Here is a 15,463-nt window from a genome sequence, read left to right on the forward strand (position 1 = left end):
CCACAAATATAACAAAATACTCTCTACTTAATTCTTTACAAAATAAAAAAGGCACCCTTAATTAGGGTGCCTCCTCAACAAATATAAAATAAATATTATTTTCTATCTTTCATAGGAACAAATGTTCTTAATGCTTCACCAACATATAACTGTCTAGGTCTTCCAATTGGCTCTTTATTAATTCTCATTTCTTTCCACTGAGCGATCCATCCTGGTAAACGTCCAATAGCAAACATAACTGTGAACATTTCAGTAGGGATACCTAAAGCTCTATAAATAATTCCTGAGTAGAAGTCAACATTAGGATATAAGTGTCTTTCTACGAAATAAGGATCTTTAAGCGCTGCTTCTTCTAATTTTTTAGCAATATCTAAAACAGGGTCATCAACACCTAATTTTCCTAATACTTCATCAGCTGCTTTTTTGATGATTCTAGCTCTTGGGTCAAAGTTTTTATAAACTCTGTGTCCGAATCCCATTAAACGGAAAGAATCGTCTTTATCTTTAGCTTTGTTTAAATATTTCTCAACATCACCTCCATCATTCTGAATTGCTTCAAGCATTTCTAATACAGCTTGATTAGCTCCCCCGTGTAATGGACCCCATAAAGCAGAAACACCAGCAGATACAGATGCAAATAATCCTGCATGAGAAGAACCTACCATACGTACTGTAGATGTAGAACAGTTTTGTTCATGATCAGCATGTAAGATAAATAATTTATCAATTGCATTTTTTATAATTGGATCGATTTCATAAGGTTCTGTTGGCAAAGCAAACATCAATCTTAAGAAGTTATCCACATAGCTCTTAGTGTTATCATAATAGTTTAAAGGATATCCTTTAGCTTTTCTATAGGTCCAAGTTGCTATTACTAAGAATTTACTCATTGTCTTACATACAGCCTCATATAATGACTTAGAACAATCAGCATCCACTACTTTAGGATTAAATGCAGTTAAAGCACTAGTCAAAGAAGCTAACACTCCCATTGGGTGTGCCGTCTTAGGAAACCCATCAATGATATTCTTCATTTCTTCATTAACTAATGAATACTTTCTAATATCATTCTCGAATTTTTCTATTTGTTCTTGAGTTGGTAATTCACCGAAGATAATCAAATAAGAAACTTCTAAGAAGTTAGAATATTCTGCTAATTCTTCAATAGAATACCCTCTGTATCTCAAGATTCCTTCTTCTCCATCTAAGAATGTAATTGCACTCTTGCATGCACCAGAATTTTTATAACCTGGGTCATAAGTAATAGCTCCAGTTAAAGCACGTAATTTCAATACATCAATTGCTACTTCATTCTCAGTACCAACTAATACAGGAAACTCATGTCTTTTACCGTCAACCTCTATATAAGCTGTTTTAGACATATTGTTATTATTTTATTTTTTCTATAAGTTTTACTCACTACTAGCAAACATATTCTAGTAATTTTTCAGTAGGAAAGATAGGAATTATTATGCATACATACAAGTCATATTCGTAAAGTAATCATTAAAAATGAACAAAAAACCTCATTTTAGAGACTAACAAAACGAATGAAAAAATAAGGCATACTAAATAATCATAAACACATTGGATTAGTTAAAAAAAAACATTATTCACAATAATTTATTTTTACAAAATACCAGCATAACCGTGCCCATGTACTATAAAATAAAAAAGCGGTAGATATGATATCATATCTACCGCTTTTTATTTATAAAGGATTATCTTTTTACTTTAAAAGCATTCCCCTGAGGATAATAAGCGATATCACCTAATTCTTCCTCTATTCTTAATAATTGATTATACTTAGCCATACGATCAGATCTAGACGCAGAACCAGTTTTAATTTGTCCACAATTAAGAGCAACAGCTAAATCAGCAATAGTACTATCTTCTGTTTCACCTGAACGGTGAGACATAACAGAAGTAAATCCAGCATTCTTAGCCATGTTAACAGCAGCTATAGTCTCAGTAAGTGTTCCTATCTGATTTACTTTAATCAAAATAGAGTTACCAATACCTTCATTAACACCACGCTCAAGTCTAGCTACATTAGTAACGAATAAATCATCACCTACTAACTGAACTTTATCACCAATCTTATCCGTTAAATACTTCCAACCATCCCAATCATTTTCATACATACCATCTTCAATAGATACTATTGGATACTTCTCAACTAACTCAGCTAAGTAATCAGCTTGCTCTTGAGAAGTACGAACTTTACCTAATTCACCTTCGAATTTAGTATAATCATATTTACCATCTACATAGAACTCAGAAGCCGCACAATCCAAAGCGATCATAATCTCATCTCCAAATCTATAGCCTGCATTCTCAACTGCTAATTTAATAGAATCAAGAGCATCTTCAGTACCTTTTAATGTAGGAGCAAAACCTCCTTCGTCACCTACTGCTGTACTTAATCCTCTCTCGTGTAAAACGTTCTTCAAATGATGGAATATCTCAGTCCCCATTTGCATAGCATGTGTAAAAGTAATTGCTTTTACAGGCATGATCATAAACTCTTGAAATGCAATAGGAGCATCAGAGTGAGACCCACCATTAATAATATTCATCATTGGAACTGGTAGCGTGTTTGCAGAAACACCACCTACATAACGATATAATGGCATTCTTAACTCATTTGCTGCTGCTTTAGCTACTGCTAAAGAAACACCTAAAATAGCATTCGCTCCTAAATTTCCTTTATTACTAGTACCATCTAATTCAATCATCAATTGGTCAATAGTATTCTGTTCGAAAACACTAACACCTACGATGTGCTCAGCAATTACATTGTTAACGTTATCAACAGCTTTTAATACTCCTTTACCTAAGAAAGCTTTACCACCATCGCGTAACTCTACTGCTTCGTGCTCACCCGTAGAAGCTCCAGATGGAACAGCAGCACGACCTAACATACCACTTTCAGTAATAACATCTACTTCTACTGTAGGATTCCCTCTAGAATCTAATATTTGACGTGCATGCACACTAATAATTGTACTCATAAATTGTGTCTTAAAATTTAGTATAAACAAATTTACAACTTTAATTGAACTTACTTAATACAGATAAGAAATAAAGTTTATATATAACGAAAGGAACTACACTGTAGCTCCTTTATTATTTTTTATATTCTCGACAAACTCATCAAATAAATATCTTGAATCATGTGGTCCAGGACTTGATTCAGGATGATATTGTACAGAGAAAACATTCTTATTTTTCATCTTCATACCAGCAACAGTACCATCGTTTAAATGCACATGAGTTAGCTCAAGATTATCATGCTTACTTAGCTCCTCCTTATTAATTGCAAAACCATGATTCTGTGATGTGATTTCACCTTGAGTAGAACCTAAATTCATAACAGGATGGTTCACTCCGCGGTGTCCGCTAAACATCTTAAAAGTACTCACACCTTGAGACAAGCCGATTAATTGATGGCCTAAACAAATACCGAAAACAGGAAGCCCTGAATCTATAACTTTATTAACCGTGTCAAGAACTCCTAATTTTGCTAAAGCTTGTGGATCACCAGGTCCGTTAGATAGGAAATATCCATCAGCACCAAATGCTACTAATTCATCATAAGAAACATTGTAAGGAAACACCTTTACATAACAATCTCTCTCTTCGAAACAACGCAAAATATTTGTTTTAATACCAAAATCAACTGCCGCAATTTTATGAGACGCATCAGGATTACCAAAGTAGTAAGCTTCTTTAGTAGATACTTTAGAAGACAACTCTAAACCTTCCATTGAAGGAACGTTCTCTAACATCACTTTTAACTCCTCAATTGATTTACCATCTGTTGAGATGATAGCATTCATAGCACCGTTGTCTCTAATATGAGCGGTAAGAGCACGTGTATCAACATCAGAAATAGCTATAAGATTAGCCTTTTCCAAATAAGTCAATAAATCCGATTCTGAATTTGGACGTGAATGATAATAACTAAAGTTTTTACAAACTAAACCAGAAATCTTAATTCCATCAGAATCAACTTCGTCAACATTAACCCCATAGTTACCAATATGAGCAGTTGTTGATAACATGATTTGACCGAAGTAAGAAGGATCTGTAAAGATTTCTTGATAACCTGTCATTCCAGTGTTAAAACAAATCTCTCCGAATGCTGTACCTTCTACACCAACCGACTTACCAAAAAAAACAGTTCCATCTTTTAAAACTAAAACCGCCTTCTTTCTTTCTGAATATTCCATTGTATTGTTGTGTTGTATTAATTTTTAGCAAAAATAAAAAAAAAAGGACATCCTTATAAAGAATGTCCTTAATATTATAAATAACAAAAATAAATTTTGTTGATACTATTCATTAGTTTCAGCTTCATTAGAAGTTGCCTCAGTCGCAGGAGCTTCAGCAGCTTTCTTTTTACCTCTACGAGTAGATGATTTTTTAGCTTCTTTCTTAGCAACGTTGTATAATTCGTTGAAGTCAACGAATTCAATCATAGCCATATCAGCGTTATCTCCTAAACGATTACCTAACTTAATAATACGAGTATATCCACCTGGACGATCTCCTACTTTTTGAGCTACTTCTCTAAATAGTTCAGTAACTGCGTCTTTGTCTCTCAAATAAGAGAAAACAACACGACGGTTATGAGTATCGTCAGTTTTAGCTTTAGTTACTAATGGCTCAATAAACTGCTTTAAAGCTTTAGCTTTAGCTACAGTAGTATTGATACGCTTGTGCTCGATTAAAGAACAAGCCATATTAGCAAGCATAGAGTTTCTATGTCCTGCTTTTCTACCTAAGTGATTTATTTTCTTTCCGTGTCTCATTTCTTACTAGAATTTAGACTTTGCAGTCTAGTTTATTCTTTATCTAATTTGTATTTTGATAGATCCATCCCGAAATTAAGTCCCTTAACAGCTACTAACTCTTCTAATTCAGATAAAGACTTCTTACCGAAGTTTCTAAATTTCATCAAGTCGTTTTTGTTAAATGATACTAAGTCTCCTAATGTATCTACTTCAGCCGCTTTCAAACAATTCAATGCTCTAACTGAAAGATCTAAATCAACTAGTTTAGTTTTTAGAAGCTGTCTCATATGAAGAGATTCCTCATCATACGATTCAGTTTGTGCAATCTCATCTGCCTCTAAAGTAATTCTCTCATCTGAGAATAACATAAAGTGGTGTATTAATGTTTTTGCAGCTTCAGTTAACGCATCTTTTGGATGAATAGAACCATCGGTAATGATATCAAAAACTAACTTCTCATAGTCAGTTTTTTGCTCAACACGATAGTTTTCGATAGCATACTTAACGTTCTTAACTGGAGTATAAATTGAGTCAGTAAAGATAGTACCAATAGGAGCATTAGGTTTTCTATTCTCTTCAGCTGGTACGTAACCTCTTCCCTTCTCAATAGTAAGATCCATATTAATAGTTACATTACTATCCATATTACAGATAACTAATTCTGGATTCAGAATCTGGAAACTAGAAATGAATTTCTGGAAATCACCTGCAGTCAACTGTTCTTTACCAGAGAAAGAGATACTAACAGTTTCATTATCAACATCTTCAATTTGACGTTTAAAACGAACTTGTTTTAGGTTAAGAATGATTTCAGTAACATCCTCAACTACACCAGCGATAGTAGAAAACTCATGATCTACTCCTTCAATACGAACTGAAGTAATTGCATATCCTTCAAGAGAAGAAAGAAGAACTCTTCTTAATGCATTACCTATTGTCAATCCATATCCCGGTTCTAAAGGTCTAAATTCGAATTTGCCTTTAAAATCGGTCGAATCAATCATGATAACTTTATCGGGCTTTTGAAAATTAAATATTGCCATATTTGTTTCGACTGAATGTCAATTATTATTTGTTGTACAACTCTACGATTAACTGTTCTTTGATGTTTTCAGGAACTTGAAGTCTTTGAGGTACAGAAACAAATGTTCCTTCTAACGTTTCAGGATTCCAAGTAATCCACTCGTAAACAGCGCTAGAATTAGATAATGAACGTTCGATAGTCTCTAGAGATCTTGATTTTTCACGAACAGCAACTTTATCACCAGGTTTCAATTGGTATGAAGGAATATTTACTAATTCCCCATTTACAGTAATATGTCTATGAGAAACGATTTGACGTGCAGCTCTACGAGATGGAGCAATTCCCATTCTGAATACTACGTTGTCTAATCTTGACTCACATAATTGAATTAATACCTCACCAGTAACTCCACGAGCTGCAGCAGCTTTTTTGTATAAGTTTCTGAATTGTTTTTCTAAAATACCGTAAGTATATTTAGCTTTTTGTTTTTCCAATAACTGGATAGCATATTCTGATTTCTTACCTCTTTTTCTTGCTAAACCATGTTGTCCTGGAGGGTAATTTCTTTTTTCTAAAGACTTGTCATCTCCGAAAATTGCTTCACCGAACCTACGTGCGATTTTTGTTTGTGGACCAGTATATCTTGCCATTTCTTAATAAAATTGAAAAAAGGTAGGGATTATGAATTCAGGTCACTTTCCTCCGATAATCTATTCCTACCTTTGGTTATACTATAAAATTAAACTCTTCTTCTCTTTGGAGGACGACATCCATTGTGTGGCATTGGAGTAATATCGATAATCTCTGTTACTTCGATTCCACCGTTATGTAAAGATCTGATTGCAGATTCTCTTCCGTTTCCAGGTCCTTTTACATAAACTTTTACTTTTTTCAATCCTGCCTCAAGTGCAACTTTACCGCAATCTTCTGCAGCCATTTGAGCAGCGTAAGGAGTGTTCTTTTTAGAACCTCTGAATCCCATTTTACCTGCTGATGACCAAGAAATCACTTCACCTTTTTTGTTAGTTAATGAAATGATGATATTGTTAAACGTCGCATTAATATGAGCTTCACCTGTTGACTCAACAAGTACTTTACGTTTTTTTGTATTCGCTTTAGCCATATTACTACTTATTATTTAGTTGCTTTTTTCTTGTTAGCAACAGTTTTTCTTTTACCTTTTCTTGTTCTAGAGTTGTTCTTAGTTCTTTGTCCTCTTAATGGAAGACCAGCTCTATGACGGATACCTCTGTAGCATCCGATATCCATTAAACGTTTGATGTTTAATGAAATCTCTGAACGTAATTCTCCTTCAATTGTGAATTGACCTACAGCTTCACGGATAGCTCCGATCTCATCGTCATTCCAATCTTGAACTTTTTTATTTTCGTCAACTTTAGCTCTTTCTAGAATTTCTTTAGCTCTACTTGAACCAATTCCAAAAATATAAGTTAAAGCAATGATTCCTCTTTTGTGTTTAGGTATATCTACCCCTGCGATTCTTGCCATAATTATCCTTGTCTTTGTTTAAATCTAGGATTCTTTTTATTAATAACGTAAAGTCTACCTTTTCTACGTACTATAATGCACTCGGCACTTCTTTTTTTAACTGATGCTCTTACTTTCATTTTAATAGCCTCTTTAATATCTATAAGTAATTCTTGCTTTGGTCAAATCGTAAGGGCTCATCTCTAATTTTACTCTGTCACCAGGTAATAATTTGATATAATGCATACGCATCTTACCTGAGATATGGGCGATTACTACGTGTCCATTTTCTAATTCCACACGGAACATAGCATTTGATAATGCTTCAATAATTGCTCCGTCTTGTTCTATTGCTGATTGTTTTGCCATAAAAACTAAGCTGTTGCTCTTCTATTTTTACCACTTGTCATCATGCTATCATACTGTTTGTTCAGTAAATAAGCATTGACTTGTTGAATTGTATCGATTACAACACTTACCATAATCAATAACGATGTTCCTCCATAAAACATTGCCCAACCTTGTTGAACTCCTAATAAACTTACCACGATTGCAGGGAAAACTGCGATTAGTGCTAAGTAAAGAGAACCTGGGAATGTTATTAAAGACATGATTCTATCTAAGAAATCACCTGTCTCACTACCTGGTTTAACACCTGGTATAAAACCGCCACTTCTCTTTAGATCATCAGCCATCTTATTAGTAGGTACTGTAATTGCGGTGTAAAAGTACGTAAAAATTATGATTAATAAAGCAAAAAGTGCATTATACTCCCAACCAAACACATTATGAAATGTTGTACTGATTGATTTAGCAGTATCCGAAGTTGACAAACCTGCTACTGCAGCTGGCACAAACATGATCGCCTGAGCGAAGATGATTGGCATAACTCCTGATGCATTTAACTTTAATGGAATCCACTGACGGTTACCGCCTAACATAGATTGATCATAAGTTCCTGAAGCACTTCTTCTTGCATACTGAACCGGTATACGTCTCACAGCAAGAGTTAAATAGATACAAGCAACGATGATTAACAACCATAAAATTACTTCTATAACCACCAACATAGGTCCTCCATTATTTTCTGTAATTCTTGATTGGAATTCTTGGATGAAAGACATTGGAAGTCTTGCAATAATACCAACCATAATTAATAATGAAATTCCATTTCCAATACCTTTATCAGTAATTTTTTCACCTAACCACATTGCAAAAACAGTTCCGGTCACTAGTATAATTACTGAAGAAAACAAGAATGAGAAAGAATTGAAACCTAACAAAAATGCATCCGGTGGTAATTGCACATACAAGTTATAGATGTAACTAGGTCCTTGTAATAAAGTAATACCGATTGTCAACCATCTTGTTATTTGGTTCATCTTCTTTCTACCGCTTTCTCCATCATTTTGTAGCTTTTGTAGATAAGGAACCGCGATTCCCATCAACTGAACTACTATGGAAGCAGAAATATAAGGCATAATACCTAATGCAAATACAGATGCTTGCGCAAATGCACCACCTGTAAAAACATTTATTAACCAACCGATACCTTGATCAGTTTGATCAGTTAAAGCTTGCAATTTCGTTGCGTCAATACCTGGAAGGGTAACTTGTGTACCAAAACGGTACACAAGCAATAACCCTAAAGTTATCAAGATTTTGTTCTTTAACTCTTCAATTTTCCAAATACTGGCTAATGTTTCAAAAAACTTCTTCATCTTGTTTATTAAGATTTTATAACGTTACAATTTCTCCACCAGCTGCCTCGATTGCCTCTTTAGCAGATGCTGAAAACTTGTGTGCAGAAACTTTTAATTTTGCTTTTATCTCTCCACGCCCTAAAACCTTAACTAAACTATTTTTAGAAGTTAATCCTAACTCAACTAAAAGAGCAAAATCAACAGTGTCTTTTACTACTCCGCTATCAACTAAAGATTGTAATCTTTCTAAGTTGATAACATCATATTCTACTCTATTGATGTTTTTAAAACCAAATTTAGGAACACGTCTTTGAAGTGGCATTTGTCCTCCTTCAAATCCGATTTTTCTTGAATATCCTGAACGTGATTTAGCACCTTTGTGTCCTTTTGTAGAAGTTCCTCCTTTACCAGACCCTTCACCACGACCAACACGTTTGTTTTGGTTGTGTACTGAACCTTTTGCTGGTTGTAAATTACTTAAATTCATACTCTACAATATTATTTAGCCTCCTCTACAGAAACTAAGTGTTGAACTTTACTTACCATTCCTAAGATTGCAGATGTAGCATCATGCTCCACCACTTGACCAATCTTACGAAGTCCTAAAGCCTCTAATGTTCTCTTTTGTACAAGAGGACAATTAATTTGGCTTCTTACTTGTTTTACTTTAATTTTTGACATAACTCTCTCAAATTAACCTTTAAATACTTTTTCTAAAGAAATTCCTCTTTGTTTTGCAACTGTAGAAGCACTTCTTAAACGTAATAAAGCGTCAAAAGTAGCCTTCACCACGTTGTGAGGATTTGAAGATCCTTGAGATTTAGATAATAAATCTTTAATCCCAACAGATTCTACAACCGATCTCACAGAACCTCCAGCGATTACTCCAGTACCCAAAGATGCAGGCATCAATAATACTCTTGCTCCACTGAATTTTCCTTTTTGTTCGTGAGGAATAGTATGACCATTTAAAGGAACTCTAACTAAGTTTTTCTTTGCATCCTCTACTGCTTTAGCGATTGCTTCAGAAACGTCTTTTGATTTACCCAAACCATGACCCACTACACCGTTTTCGTCACCTACTACTACTACAGCAGAGAATCCAAAAGCTCTTCCCCCTTTAGTAACTTTAGTAACACGGTTTACACTAACCAAACGATCTTTAAGATCAAGACCAGTTGGTTTTACAAATTCTACGTTTTTATAATTTTGATACATAACTAATTAGAATTTTAATCCAGCTTCTCTAGCGCCTTCAGCTAATGATTTAACACGACCGTGGTATAAATAACCTCCTCTATCGAAAGATACAGTTTCTACACCAGCTTTCAAAGCTTTCTCTGCAATTAGTTTCCCAACCGATGCAGCAGTTTCAATATTGGTTCCTCTTGTTATCCCAGCTTCTCTTGAAGATGCTGCAGCTAGAGTTACTCCATTCACGTCATCTATGATTTGCGCATAGATTTCTTTATTACTTCTGAATACAGAAAGTCTTGGCTTAGCAGCAGTACCGCTAACGATCTTTCTAATTCTGAATTTAATACGTTGTCTTCTTTCAGATTTTGTTAATGACATAGTCTTAATTTTTAAGCTGATTTACCTGCTTTTCTTCTTAACTCTTCACCCACAAACTTGATACCTTTTCCTTTGTAAGGTTCTGGTTTACGGAATGAACGGATTTTTGCTGCTACTTGACCAACTAATTGTTTGTCAAATGAAGTTAATTTAACGATTGGATTTTTACCTTTTTCAGATATAGTTTCCACTGTAACTTCTTTTGCAATATCCATCACGATATTATGAGAGAAACCTAAAGCTAAATCTAACTTTTGTCCTTGATTAGCAGCACGGTATCCTACCCCAACCAATTCCAAACTGATAGTAAATCCTTCTGAAACTCCTTTAACCATATTGTTGATTAAACTACGGTATAATCCGTGTTTAGCTCTTTCAATCTTATCATCAGAAGAACGCTCAACGATTACTTGGTCTTCTTCAACTTTAATACTAACTGTATCAAACTTTTGAGAAAGCTCTCCTAATTTACCTTTTACAACAATCTCTCCTTCTTTAACGTCAACCGTTACTCCAGCAGGTATTGCTATTGGACTTTTACCTATTCTTGACATCTCTTAGTCTTTTTAAATTAGTATACGTAACAAACTACTTCTCCACCAACATTCAATTGTTTCGCTTGCTTTCCAGTCATCAATCCTTTTGATGTTGAAACGATAGCGATTCCTAATCCGTTAAGGATTCTAGGAAGATCTGCTGCAGAAGCGTATTTACGCAAACCTGGTTTACTAATTCTTTGGATATCTCTAATTACAGACTCTTTTGTGTCTTTATCATATTTCAAAGCTATTTTGATTGTCCCTTGAACTGAACTATCATCAAATTTATAGCTTAAGATATATCCTTGATCGAATAATATTTTCGTGATTTCTTTTTTGAAGTTTGAAGCTGGAATTTCAACCACTTTGTGGTTAGCTCTCACAGCGTTTCTAACTCTTGTAAGGAAATCTGCTATTGGATCTGTATACATGTTTTTACCTTTAAATCTTAATTACCAACTTGCCTTTTTTACTCCAGGTATCAATCCATTATTTGCCATTTCACGGAATGTAACACGAGAAATACCGAATTGACGCATATACCCTCTTGGTCTTCCTGTTAACTTACATCTGTTGTGTAAACGAACTGGAGAAGCATTTTTAGGTAACTTTTGTAATCCTTCATAGTCACCAGCTTCTAAAAGAGCTGTTCTCTTAGCAGCATATTTATCTACTAATGCTTGTCTTTTAACCTCACGGGCTTTCATTGATTCTTTAGCCATACTTAATTCTTTTTAAAAGGTAATCCTAATTCAGCAAGTAAAGATTTCGCTTCTTTATCTGTTTGAGCAGATGTTACGAAAGTGATATCAAAACCAGCGATTTTGTTAACTTTATCGATATTGATTTCAGGGAAAATGATTTGCTCAGTAACACCTAAGTTATAATTTCCTCTTCCGTCAAAACCATCAGATTTAATACCTGAAAAGTCTCTTACACGTGGTAAAGCTGAAGTTACTAAACGATCTAAAAATTCATACATTCTCTCTCCACGTAACGTTACTTTTGCCCCGATTGGCATTCCTTTTCTTAATTTAAAAGTAGCAACGTCTTTCTTAGAGATAGTAGCTACTGCTTTTTGTCCTGTAATTTTAGTTAACTCCTCAACAGCGTAATCAACTAATTTTTTATCAGAAACAGCAGCACCAACTCCACGGCTAACAACGATTTTCTCAAGTTTTGGAACTTGCATTACGTTTTTATAACCGAATTCCTCAGTAAGAGCAGAGATAACTCTGCTTTTATATTCTTCTTTAAGTCTTGGTATATAAGCCATAACTATAATACTTGATTTGATTTTTTAGAAACTCTAACATTTTTTCCGTTCTCGTTTTTCACGATAGCTACTCTTGTAACTTCGTTAGTCTTAGGATCTACGATCGCTAAGTTAGAGATTTGGATTGGAGCCTCTTTTTTAACAATTCCACCTTGAGGGTTAGAAGCACTTGGCTTCACGTGTTTAGAAATGATATTCACCCCTTCAACAATAGCTTTGTTCTTTTCACGTAATACACGTACAACTTTACCTTCAGTACCTTTATGGTCACCAGCGATAACGCGTACAGTATCTCCTGTTTTTATCTTTAGCTTAATCATGTTTAGAACGAATTATAACACCTCTGGTGCTAATGATACAATTTTCATGAATTGTTTTTCACGAAGTTCTCTCGCAACCGGACCAAAAACACGAGTTCCTTTCATCTCCCCAGCAGCATTTAACAATACACATGCGTTATCGTCAAATCTGATGTAAGATCCGTCAGCTCTTCTCACTTCTTTTTTAGTACGAACTACAACTGCAGTTGAAACGCTACCTTTTTTCACGCTTCCGTTTGGAGTTGCTTCTTTAATTGAAACTACAATTTTATCACCTACAGAGGCATAACGACGTTTCGTTCCTCCTAAAACACGGATAGTCAAAACTTCTTTTGCACCCGTATTATCTGCTACTTTAAGTCTAGATTCTTGTTGTACCATAATTATTTCGCTCTTTCAATGATTTCAACTAATCTCCAACATTTTGATTTAGATAATGGACGTGTCTCCATGATCTTTACTGTATCACCAATGTTGCAATCATTTGTTTCGTCGTGTGCAACGTATTTTTTCGTTTTCAACACGAACTTACCATATAATGGGTGTTTTACTCTCTTTACTTCAGACACAACAATAGATTTCTCCATTTTATTGCTAGTAACAACACCTATTCTCTCTTTTCTTAATTTTCTATTTTCCATCTTTCGGCAGAATACAATTATTGTAACTCTCTTTTACTTAACTCTGTATTCACTCTTGCAATACTTCTTCTTACGTTTCTCAACTGTAATGGATTCTCGATTGGAGAGATTGCGTGAGCAGATCTTAAGTTATTATATGTGCTAGTCAACTGTACCAGTTGCTCTTGTAATTCAGCTACAGATAGATTTACTATTTCTGATTGTTTCATGATAAAAATTTTATTATGCTTCGAAATCTCTAGCAATTACAAATTTAGTTTTTACAGGAAGTTTTTGAGCAGCTAAGCGTAACGCTTCTTTTGCTACTGAAATTGGCACTCCACCAACTTCGAACATAATTTTTCCTGGTTTTACCACAGCAACCCAGTATTCTACTGCACCTTTTCCTTTACCCATACGTACCTCTAGAGGCTTTTTAGTAATAGGTTTGTCTGGGAAAATTTTAATCCATAACTGCCCTTCACGTTTCATGAAACGAGTAGCAGCGATACGCGCTGCCTCGATTTGACGTGAAGTGATAAATGCAGAGTCCATAGATTTGATTCCAAACATACCATTTGAAAGTTCATGCCCTCTTTGAGAAATCCCTTTCATTTTACCTTTCTGTACCTTACGGTATTTTGTTCTTTTAGGCTGTAACATTTTTCTTCAGTTTAAAAATTACTTTCTTTTGCGTGGGTTAGATTTACCTTTTGGAGATCCTGCTGATTTAGATTGTTTTTTATCCATTCCAGCTAACGGAGAAAGATCTCTCTTACCGTAAACCTCACCTTTCATGATCCACACTTTAATTCCCATTCTACCATAAGTAGTGTGAGCTTCAGCAAGTGCATAATCGATGTCTGCTCTGAAAGTTGACAACGGAATTCTTCCTTCTTTGAAAGTCTCAGAACGAGCCATTTCAGCACCGTTTAAACGACCAGAAATCATAACTTTGATTCCTTCAGCGTTCATTCTCATCGCTGCAGCCATTGCCATACGGATAGCTCTACGGTAAGAAATTCTGCTTTCGATTTGACGAGCGATACTAGCAGCCACTAAGTATCCGTCTAATTCAGGACGTTTGATTTCAAAGATATTGATTTGAACTTCCTTATCAGTAATCTTTTTCAATTCCTCTTTTAACTTGTCTACCTCTTGTCCACCTTTTCCGATAATGATACCAGGTCTAGCAGTAGTGATAGTAACGGTTACAAGTTTTAAAGTTCTCTCGATGATTACTTTAGATACACTAGCTTTTGATAAACGAGCATGGATATACTTTCTGATCTTGTGATCTTCAGCGATTTTGTCACCGTAGTCATTTCCACCATACCAGTTTGAGTCCCATCCTCTGATAATACCAAGGCGATTCCCGATTGGATTAGTCTTTTGTCCCATACTGCTTATTAATTGCTTTGTGTGTTATTATTAGATCCTAATACGATTGTTACGTGATTAGAACGTTTTCTGATTCTGTGTGCTCTACCTTGAGGTGCAGGACGAAGTCTTTTTAACATCATTCCTCCATCTACTCTGATTTCTTTAACGATCAATCCAGCTTCTTCAATGTTAGCGTCGCTGTTTTTCGCTTGCCAGTTAGCAATTGCAGACAAAAGTAATTTCTCTAAATTACGAGAAGCATCTTTTGAACTGAATTTTAATATATTTAGAGCTTTTTCTACTTTCTGTCCTCTTACTAAATCCGCTACTAAACGCATTTTTCTAGGAGAAGTAGGGCAATTGTTTAGCTTTGCAAAAGCAACTTGCTTGTTAGCTTCTTTAATTTGCTCAGCTCTTTCTCTTTTACGAACTCCCATAGCTTCTTATTATTTTTTACCTTTATTCTTTGCACCAGCGTGACCTCTGAACGATCTTGTTGGTGAAAATTCCCCTAATTTATGTCCTACCATGTTCTCTGTTACATAAACAGGAACAAACTGACGACCATTATGTACTGCGATAGTTTGTCCAACGAAATCAGGTGTAATCATTGAAGCTCTTGACCAAGTCTTGATAACTCCATTTTTTCCACTTTCTACGTTTACTTGAACTTTCTTCTCTAATTTATAGTGAACATAAGGTCCTTTTTTTAACGAACGTGCCATGTCTTAATCTT

Annotated in this window: 27 protein-coding genes; all 27 read right to left on the reverse strand. The window is 34.9% G+C overall.

Features of this window, described 5'->3' with window-relative positions:
- Positions 1-95 precede the first annotated feature (95 nt).
- The 27 genes from MYRA21_RS02780 to rpsS all read right to left on the reverse strand — a co-directional run bounded on the left by MYRA21_RS02780 (position 96) and on the right by rpsS (position 15,452).
- Positions 96-1,382 carry a citrate synthase gene (locus MYRA21_RS02780; protein ID WP_006259467.1) on the reverse strand — a complete coding sequence of 429 codons (1,287 nt, stop codon included), beginning with the start codon at positions 1,380-1,382 and terminating at the stop codon, positions 96-98.
- Between the two features lie 339 nt (positions 1,383-1,721).
- A complete protein-coding gene (gene eno, locus MYRA21_RS02785; protein WP_039328484.1) occupies positions 1,722-3,014 on the reverse strand; it encodes a phosphopyruvate hydratase in 1,293 nt (430 codons plus the stop codon).
- 96 nt (positions 3,015-3,110) lie between these two features.
- A complete protein-coding gene (gene carA, locus MYRA21_RS02790) occupies positions 3,111-4,235 on the reverse strand; it encodes a glutamine-hydrolyzing carbamoyl-phosphate synthase small subunit (protein ID WP_006259469.1) in 1,125 nt (374 codons plus the stop codon).
- A gap of 105 nt (positions 4,236-4,340) precedes the next feature.
- Complete coding sequence (gene rplQ, locus MYRA21_RS02795; RefSeq protein ID WP_006259470.1) at positions 4,341-4,817, reverse strand: 50S ribosomal protein L17; 477 nt, start codon at positions 4,815-4,817, stop codon at positions 4,341-4,343.
- Between the two features lie 32 nt (positions 4,818-4,849).
- On the reverse strand, positions 4,850-5,842 hold the full coding sequence (locus MYRA21_RS02800; RefSeq protein WP_006259471.1) for a DNA-directed RNA polymerase subunit alpha: 993 nt from the start codon (positions 5,840-5,842) through the stop codon (positions 4,850-4,852).
- Positions 5,843-5,867: 25 nt separating this feature from the next.
- On the reverse strand, positions 5,868-6,473 hold the full coding sequence (rpsD, locus tag MYRA21_RS02805) for a 30S ribosomal protein S4 (RefSeq protein ID WP_006259472.1): 606 nt from the start codon (positions 6,471-6,473) through the stop codon (positions 5,868-5,870).
- Positions 6,474-6,562: 89 nt separating this feature from the next.
- A complete protein-coding gene (gene rpsK / locus MYRA21_RS02810; protein ID WP_006259473.1) occupies positions 6,563-6,946 on the reverse strand; it encodes a 30S ribosomal protein S11 in 384 nt (127 codons plus the stop codon).
- A gap of 11 nt (positions 6,947-6,957) precedes the next feature.
- Positions 6,958-7,332, reverse strand: coding sequence for a 30S ribosomal protein S13 (gene rpsM, locus MYRA21_RS02815; RefSeq protein WP_006259474.1), 375 nt, complete (start codon positions 7,330-7,332; stop codon positions 6,958-6,960).
- Positions 7,333-7,334: 2 nt separating this feature from the next.
- On the reverse strand, positions 7,335-7,451 hold the full coding sequence (gene ykgO, locus MYRA21_RS18725) for a type B 50S ribosomal protein L36 (RefSeq protein ID WP_002987490.1): 117 nt from the start codon (positions 7,449-7,451) through the stop codon (positions 7,335-7,337).
- Between the two features lie 13 nt (positions 7,452-7,464).
- A complete protein-coding gene (infA, locus tag MYRA21_RS02820; RefSeq protein WP_002987492.1) occupies positions 7,465-7,680 on the reverse strand; it encodes a translation initiation factor IF-1 in 216 nt (71 codons plus the stop codon).
- Positions 7,681-7,685: 5 nt separating this feature from the next.
- Positions 7,686-9,032, reverse strand: a complete 1,347-nt coding sequence (gene secY / locus MYRA21_RS02825) for a preprotein translocase subunit SecY (protein WP_006259476.1) — start codon at positions 9,030-9,032, stop codon at positions 7,686-7,688.
- A 16-nt stretch (positions 9,033-9,048) separates the two neighbouring features.
- Positions 9,049-9,501, reverse strand: a complete 453-nt coding sequence (rplO, locus tag MYRA21_RS02830) for a 50S ribosomal protein L15 (protein WP_006259477.1) — start codon at positions 9,499-9,501, stop codon at positions 9,049-9,051.
- An 11-nt stretch (positions 9,502-9,512) separates the two neighbouring features.
- Complete coding sequence (rpmD, locus tag MYRA21_RS02835) at positions 9,513-9,695, reverse strand: 50S ribosomal protein L30 (protein WP_006259478.1); 183 nt, start codon at positions 9,693-9,695, stop codon at positions 9,513-9,515.
- Positions 9,696-9,707: 12 nt separating this feature from the next.
- Positions 9,708-10,232 carry a 30S ribosomal protein S5 gene (gene rpsE / locus MYRA21_RS02840; protein ID WP_006259479.1) on the reverse strand — a complete coding sequence of 175 codons (525 nt, stop codon included), beginning with the start codon at positions 10,230-10,232 and terminating at the stop codon, positions 9,708-9,710.
- Between the two features lie 6 nt (positions 10,233-10,238).
- A complete protein-coding gene (rplR, locus tag MYRA21_RS02845) occupies positions 10,239-10,589 on the reverse strand; it encodes a 50S ribosomal protein L18 (protein ID WP_006259480.1) in 351 nt (116 codons plus the stop codon).
- Positions 10,590-10,600: 11 nt separating this feature from the next.
- Entirely contained in the window at positions 10,601-11,143 is a 543-nt protein-coding gene (gene rplF / locus MYRA21_RS02850; protein WP_006259481.1) for a 50S ribosomal protein L6, read from the reverse strand.
- A gap of 17 nt (positions 11,144-11,160) precedes the next feature.
- A complete protein-coding gene (gene rpsH, locus MYRA21_RS02855; RefSeq protein ID WP_006259482.1) occupies positions 11,161-11,559 on the reverse strand; it encodes a 30S ribosomal protein S8 in 399 nt (132 codons plus the stop codon).
- A 21-nt stretch (positions 11,560-11,580) separates the two neighbouring features.
- Positions 11,581-11,850 carry a 30S ribosomal protein S14 gene (rpsN, locus tag MYRA21_RS02860; RefSeq protein WP_006259483.1) on the reverse strand — a complete coding sequence of 90 codons (270 nt, stop codon included), beginning with the start codon at positions 11,848-11,850 and terminating at the stop codon, positions 11,581-11,583.
- A 2-nt stretch (positions 11,851-11,852) separates the two neighbouring features.
- Positions 11,853-12,404, reverse strand: a complete 552-nt coding sequence (rplE, locus tag MYRA21_RS02865) for a 50S ribosomal protein L5 (RefSeq protein WP_006259484.1) — start codon at positions 12,402-12,404, stop codon at positions 11,853-11,855.
- A 2-nt stretch (positions 12,405-12,406) separates the two neighbouring features.
- Positions 12,407-12,724, reverse strand: coding sequence for a 50S ribosomal protein L24 (rplX, locus tag MYRA21_RS02870; RefSeq protein ID WP_006259485.1), 318 nt, complete (start codon positions 12,722-12,724; stop codon positions 12,407-12,409).
- A 12-nt stretch (positions 12,725-12,736) separates the two neighbouring features.
- Positions 12,737-13,105, reverse strand: a complete 369-nt coding sequence (rplN, locus tag MYRA21_RS02875) for a 50S ribosomal protein L14 (RefSeq protein ID WP_006259486.1) — start codon at positions 13,103-13,105, stop codon at positions 12,737-12,739.
- Positions 13,106-13,107: 2 nt separating this feature from the next.
- Positions 13,108-13,365 carry a 30S ribosomal protein S17 gene (gene rpsQ, locus MYRA21_RS02880; RefSeq protein ID WP_006259487.1) on the reverse strand — a complete coding sequence of 86 codons (258 nt, stop codon included), beginning with the start codon at positions 13,363-13,365 and terminating at the stop codon, positions 13,108-13,110.
- A 17-nt stretch (positions 13,366-13,382) separates the two neighbouring features.
- Complete coding sequence (rpmC, locus tag MYRA21_RS02885) at positions 13,383-13,574, reverse strand: 50S ribosomal protein L29 (protein ID WP_006259488.1); 192 nt, start codon at positions 13,572-13,574, stop codon at positions 13,383-13,385.
- A 13-nt stretch (positions 13,575-13,587) separates the two neighbouring features.
- On the reverse strand, positions 13,588-14,007 hold the full coding sequence (gene rplP / locus MYRA21_RS02890; protein WP_006259489.1) for a 50S ribosomal protein L16: 420 nt from the start codon (positions 14,005-14,007) through the stop codon (positions 13,588-13,590).
- A gap of 18 nt (positions 14,008-14,025) precedes the next feature.
- A complete protein-coding gene (gene rpsC, locus MYRA21_RS02895) occupies positions 14,026-14,745 on the reverse strand; it encodes a 30S ribosomal protein S3 (protein ID WP_006259490.1) in 720 nt (239 codons plus the stop codon).
- A gap of 8 nt (positions 14,746-14,753) precedes the next feature.
- Positions 14,754-15,164, reverse strand: a complete 411-nt coding sequence (gene rplV, locus MYRA21_RS02900) for a 50S ribosomal protein L22 (RefSeq protein ID WP_006259491.1) — start codon at positions 15,162-15,164, stop codon at positions 14,754-14,756.
- Positions 15,165-15,173: 9 nt separating this feature from the next.
- Positions 15,174-15,452, reverse strand: coding sequence for a 30S ribosomal protein S19 (gene rpsS / locus MYRA21_RS02905; protein WP_006259492.1), 279 nt, complete (start codon positions 15,450-15,452; stop codon positions 15,174-15,176).
- Positions 15,453-15,463 lie beyond the last annotated feature (11 nt).

Origin of the sequence: Myroides sp. A21 (genome assembly GCF_000807225.1) — a bacterium.
Lineage (GTDB): Bacteria > Bacteroidota > Bacteroidia > Flavobacteriales > Flavobacteriaceae > Flavobacterium > Flavobacterium odoratimimum.

What these genes read in the sequence shown, in the direction of transcription:
- rplN (WP_006259486.1), bottom strand. Translation starts at nt 13,105, where the DNA reads ATGGTACAACAAGAATCTAGACTTAAAGTAGCAGATAATACGGGTGCA.
- MYRA21_RS02780 (WP_006259467.1), bottom strand. Translation starts at nt 1,382, where the DNA reads ATGTCTAAAACAGCTTATATAGAGGTTGACGGTAAAAGACATGAGTTT.
- eno (WP_039328484.1), bottom strand. Translation starts at nt 3,014, where the DNA reads ATGAGTACAATTATTAGTGTGCATGCACGTCAAATATTAGATTCTAGA.
- secY (WP_006259476.1), bottom strand. Translation starts at nt 9,032, where the DNA reads ATGAAGAAGTTTTTTGAAACATTAGCCAGTATTTGGAAAATTGAAGAG.
- rplO (WP_006259477.1), bottom strand. Translation starts at nt 9,501, where the DNA reads ATGAATTTAAGTAATTTACAACCAGCAAAAGGTTCAGTACACAACCAA.
- rpsC (WP_006259490.1), bottom strand. Translation starts at nt 14,745, where the DNA reads ATGGGACAAAAGACTAATCCAATCGGGAATCGCCTTGGTATTATCAGA.
- rplP (WP_006259489.1), bottom strand. Translation starts at nt 14,007, where the DNA reads ATGTTACAGCCTAAAAGAACAAAATACCGTAAGGTACAGAAAGGTAAA.
- rpmD (WP_006259478.1), bottom strand. Translation starts at nt 9,695, where the DNA reads ATGTCAAAAATTAAAGTAAAACAAGTAAGAAGCCAAATTAATTGTCCT.
- rpsQ (WP_006259487.1), bottom strand. Translation starts at nt 13,365, where the DNA reads ATGGAAAATAGAAAATTAAGAAAAGAGAGAATAGGTGTTGTTACTAGC.
- rplV (WP_006259491.1), bottom strand. Translation starts at nt 15,164, where the DNA reads ATGGGAGTTCGTAAAAGAGAAAGAGCTGAGCAAATTAAAGAAGCTAAC.
- rplE (WP_006259484.1), bottom strand. Translation starts at nt 12,404, where the DNA reads ATGGCTTATATACCAAGACTTAAAGAAGAATATAAAAGCAGAGTTATC.
- rpsD (WP_006259472.1), bottom strand. Translation starts at nt 6,473, where the DNA reads ATGGCAAGATATACTGGTCCACAAACAAAAATCGCACGTAGGTTCGGT.
- rpsE (WP_006259479.1), bottom strand. Translation starts at nt 10,232, where the DNA reads ATGTATCAAAATTATAAAAACGTAGAATTTGTAAAACCAACTGGTCTT.
- MYRA21_RS02800 (WP_006259471.1), bottom strand. Translation starts at nt 5,842, where the DNA reads ATGGCAATATTTAATTTTCAAAAGCCCGATAAAGTTATCATGATTGAT.
- rpmC (WP_006259488.1), bottom strand. Translation starts at nt 13,574, where the DNA reads ATGAAACAATCAGAAATAGTAAATCTATCTGTAGCTGAATTACAAGAG.
- infA (WP_002987492.1), bottom strand. Translation starts at nt 7,680, where the DNA reads ATGGCAAAACAATCAGCAATAGAACAAGACGGAGCAATTATTGAAGCA.
- rpsK (WP_006259473.1), bottom strand. Translation starts at nt 6,946, where the DNA reads ATGGCTAAAGCGAATACAAAAAAACGTAAAGTACTTGTTGAGTCAACA.
- rplQ (WP_006259470.1), bottom strand. Translation starts at nt 4,817, where the DNA reads ATGAGACACGGAAAGAAAATAAATCACTTAGGTAGAAAAGCAGGACAT.
- rpsS (WP_006259492.1), bottom strand. Translation starts at nt 15,452, where the DNA reads ATGGCACGTTCGTTAAAAAAAGGACCTTATGTTCACTATAAATTAGAG.
- rplR (WP_006259480.1), bottom strand. Translation starts at nt 10,589, where the DNA reads ATGTCATTAACAAAATCTGAAAGAAGACAACGTATTAAATTCAGAATT.
- carA (WP_006259469.1), bottom strand. Translation starts at nt 4,235, where the DNA reads ATGGAATATTCAGAAAGAAAGAAGGCGGTTTTAGTTTTAAAAGATGGA.
- rplF (WP_006259481.1), bottom strand. Translation starts at nt 11,143, where the DNA reads ATGTCAAGAATAGGTAAAAGTCCAATAGCAATACCTGCTGGAGTAACG.
- rpsH (WP_006259482.1), bottom strand. Translation starts at nt 11,559, where the DNA reads ATGTATACAGATCCAATAGCAGATTTCCTTACAAGAGTTAGAAACGCT.
- rpsN (WP_006259483.1), bottom strand. Translation starts at nt 11,850, where the DNA reads ATGGCTAAAGAATCAATGAAAGCCCGTGAGGTTAAAAGACAAGCATTA.
- rpsM (WP_006259474.1), bottom strand. Translation starts at nt 7,332, where the DNA reads ATGGCAAGAATCGCAGGGGTAGATATACCTAAACACAAAAGAGGAATC.
- rplX (WP_006259485.1), bottom strand. Translation starts at nt 12,724, where the DNA reads ATGATTAAGCTAAAGATAAAAACAGGAGATACTGTACGCGTTATCGCT.
- ykgO (WP_002987490.1), bottom strand. Translation starts at nt 7,451, where the DNA reads ATGAAAGTAAGAGCATCAGTTAAAAAAAGAAGTGCCGAGTGCATTATA.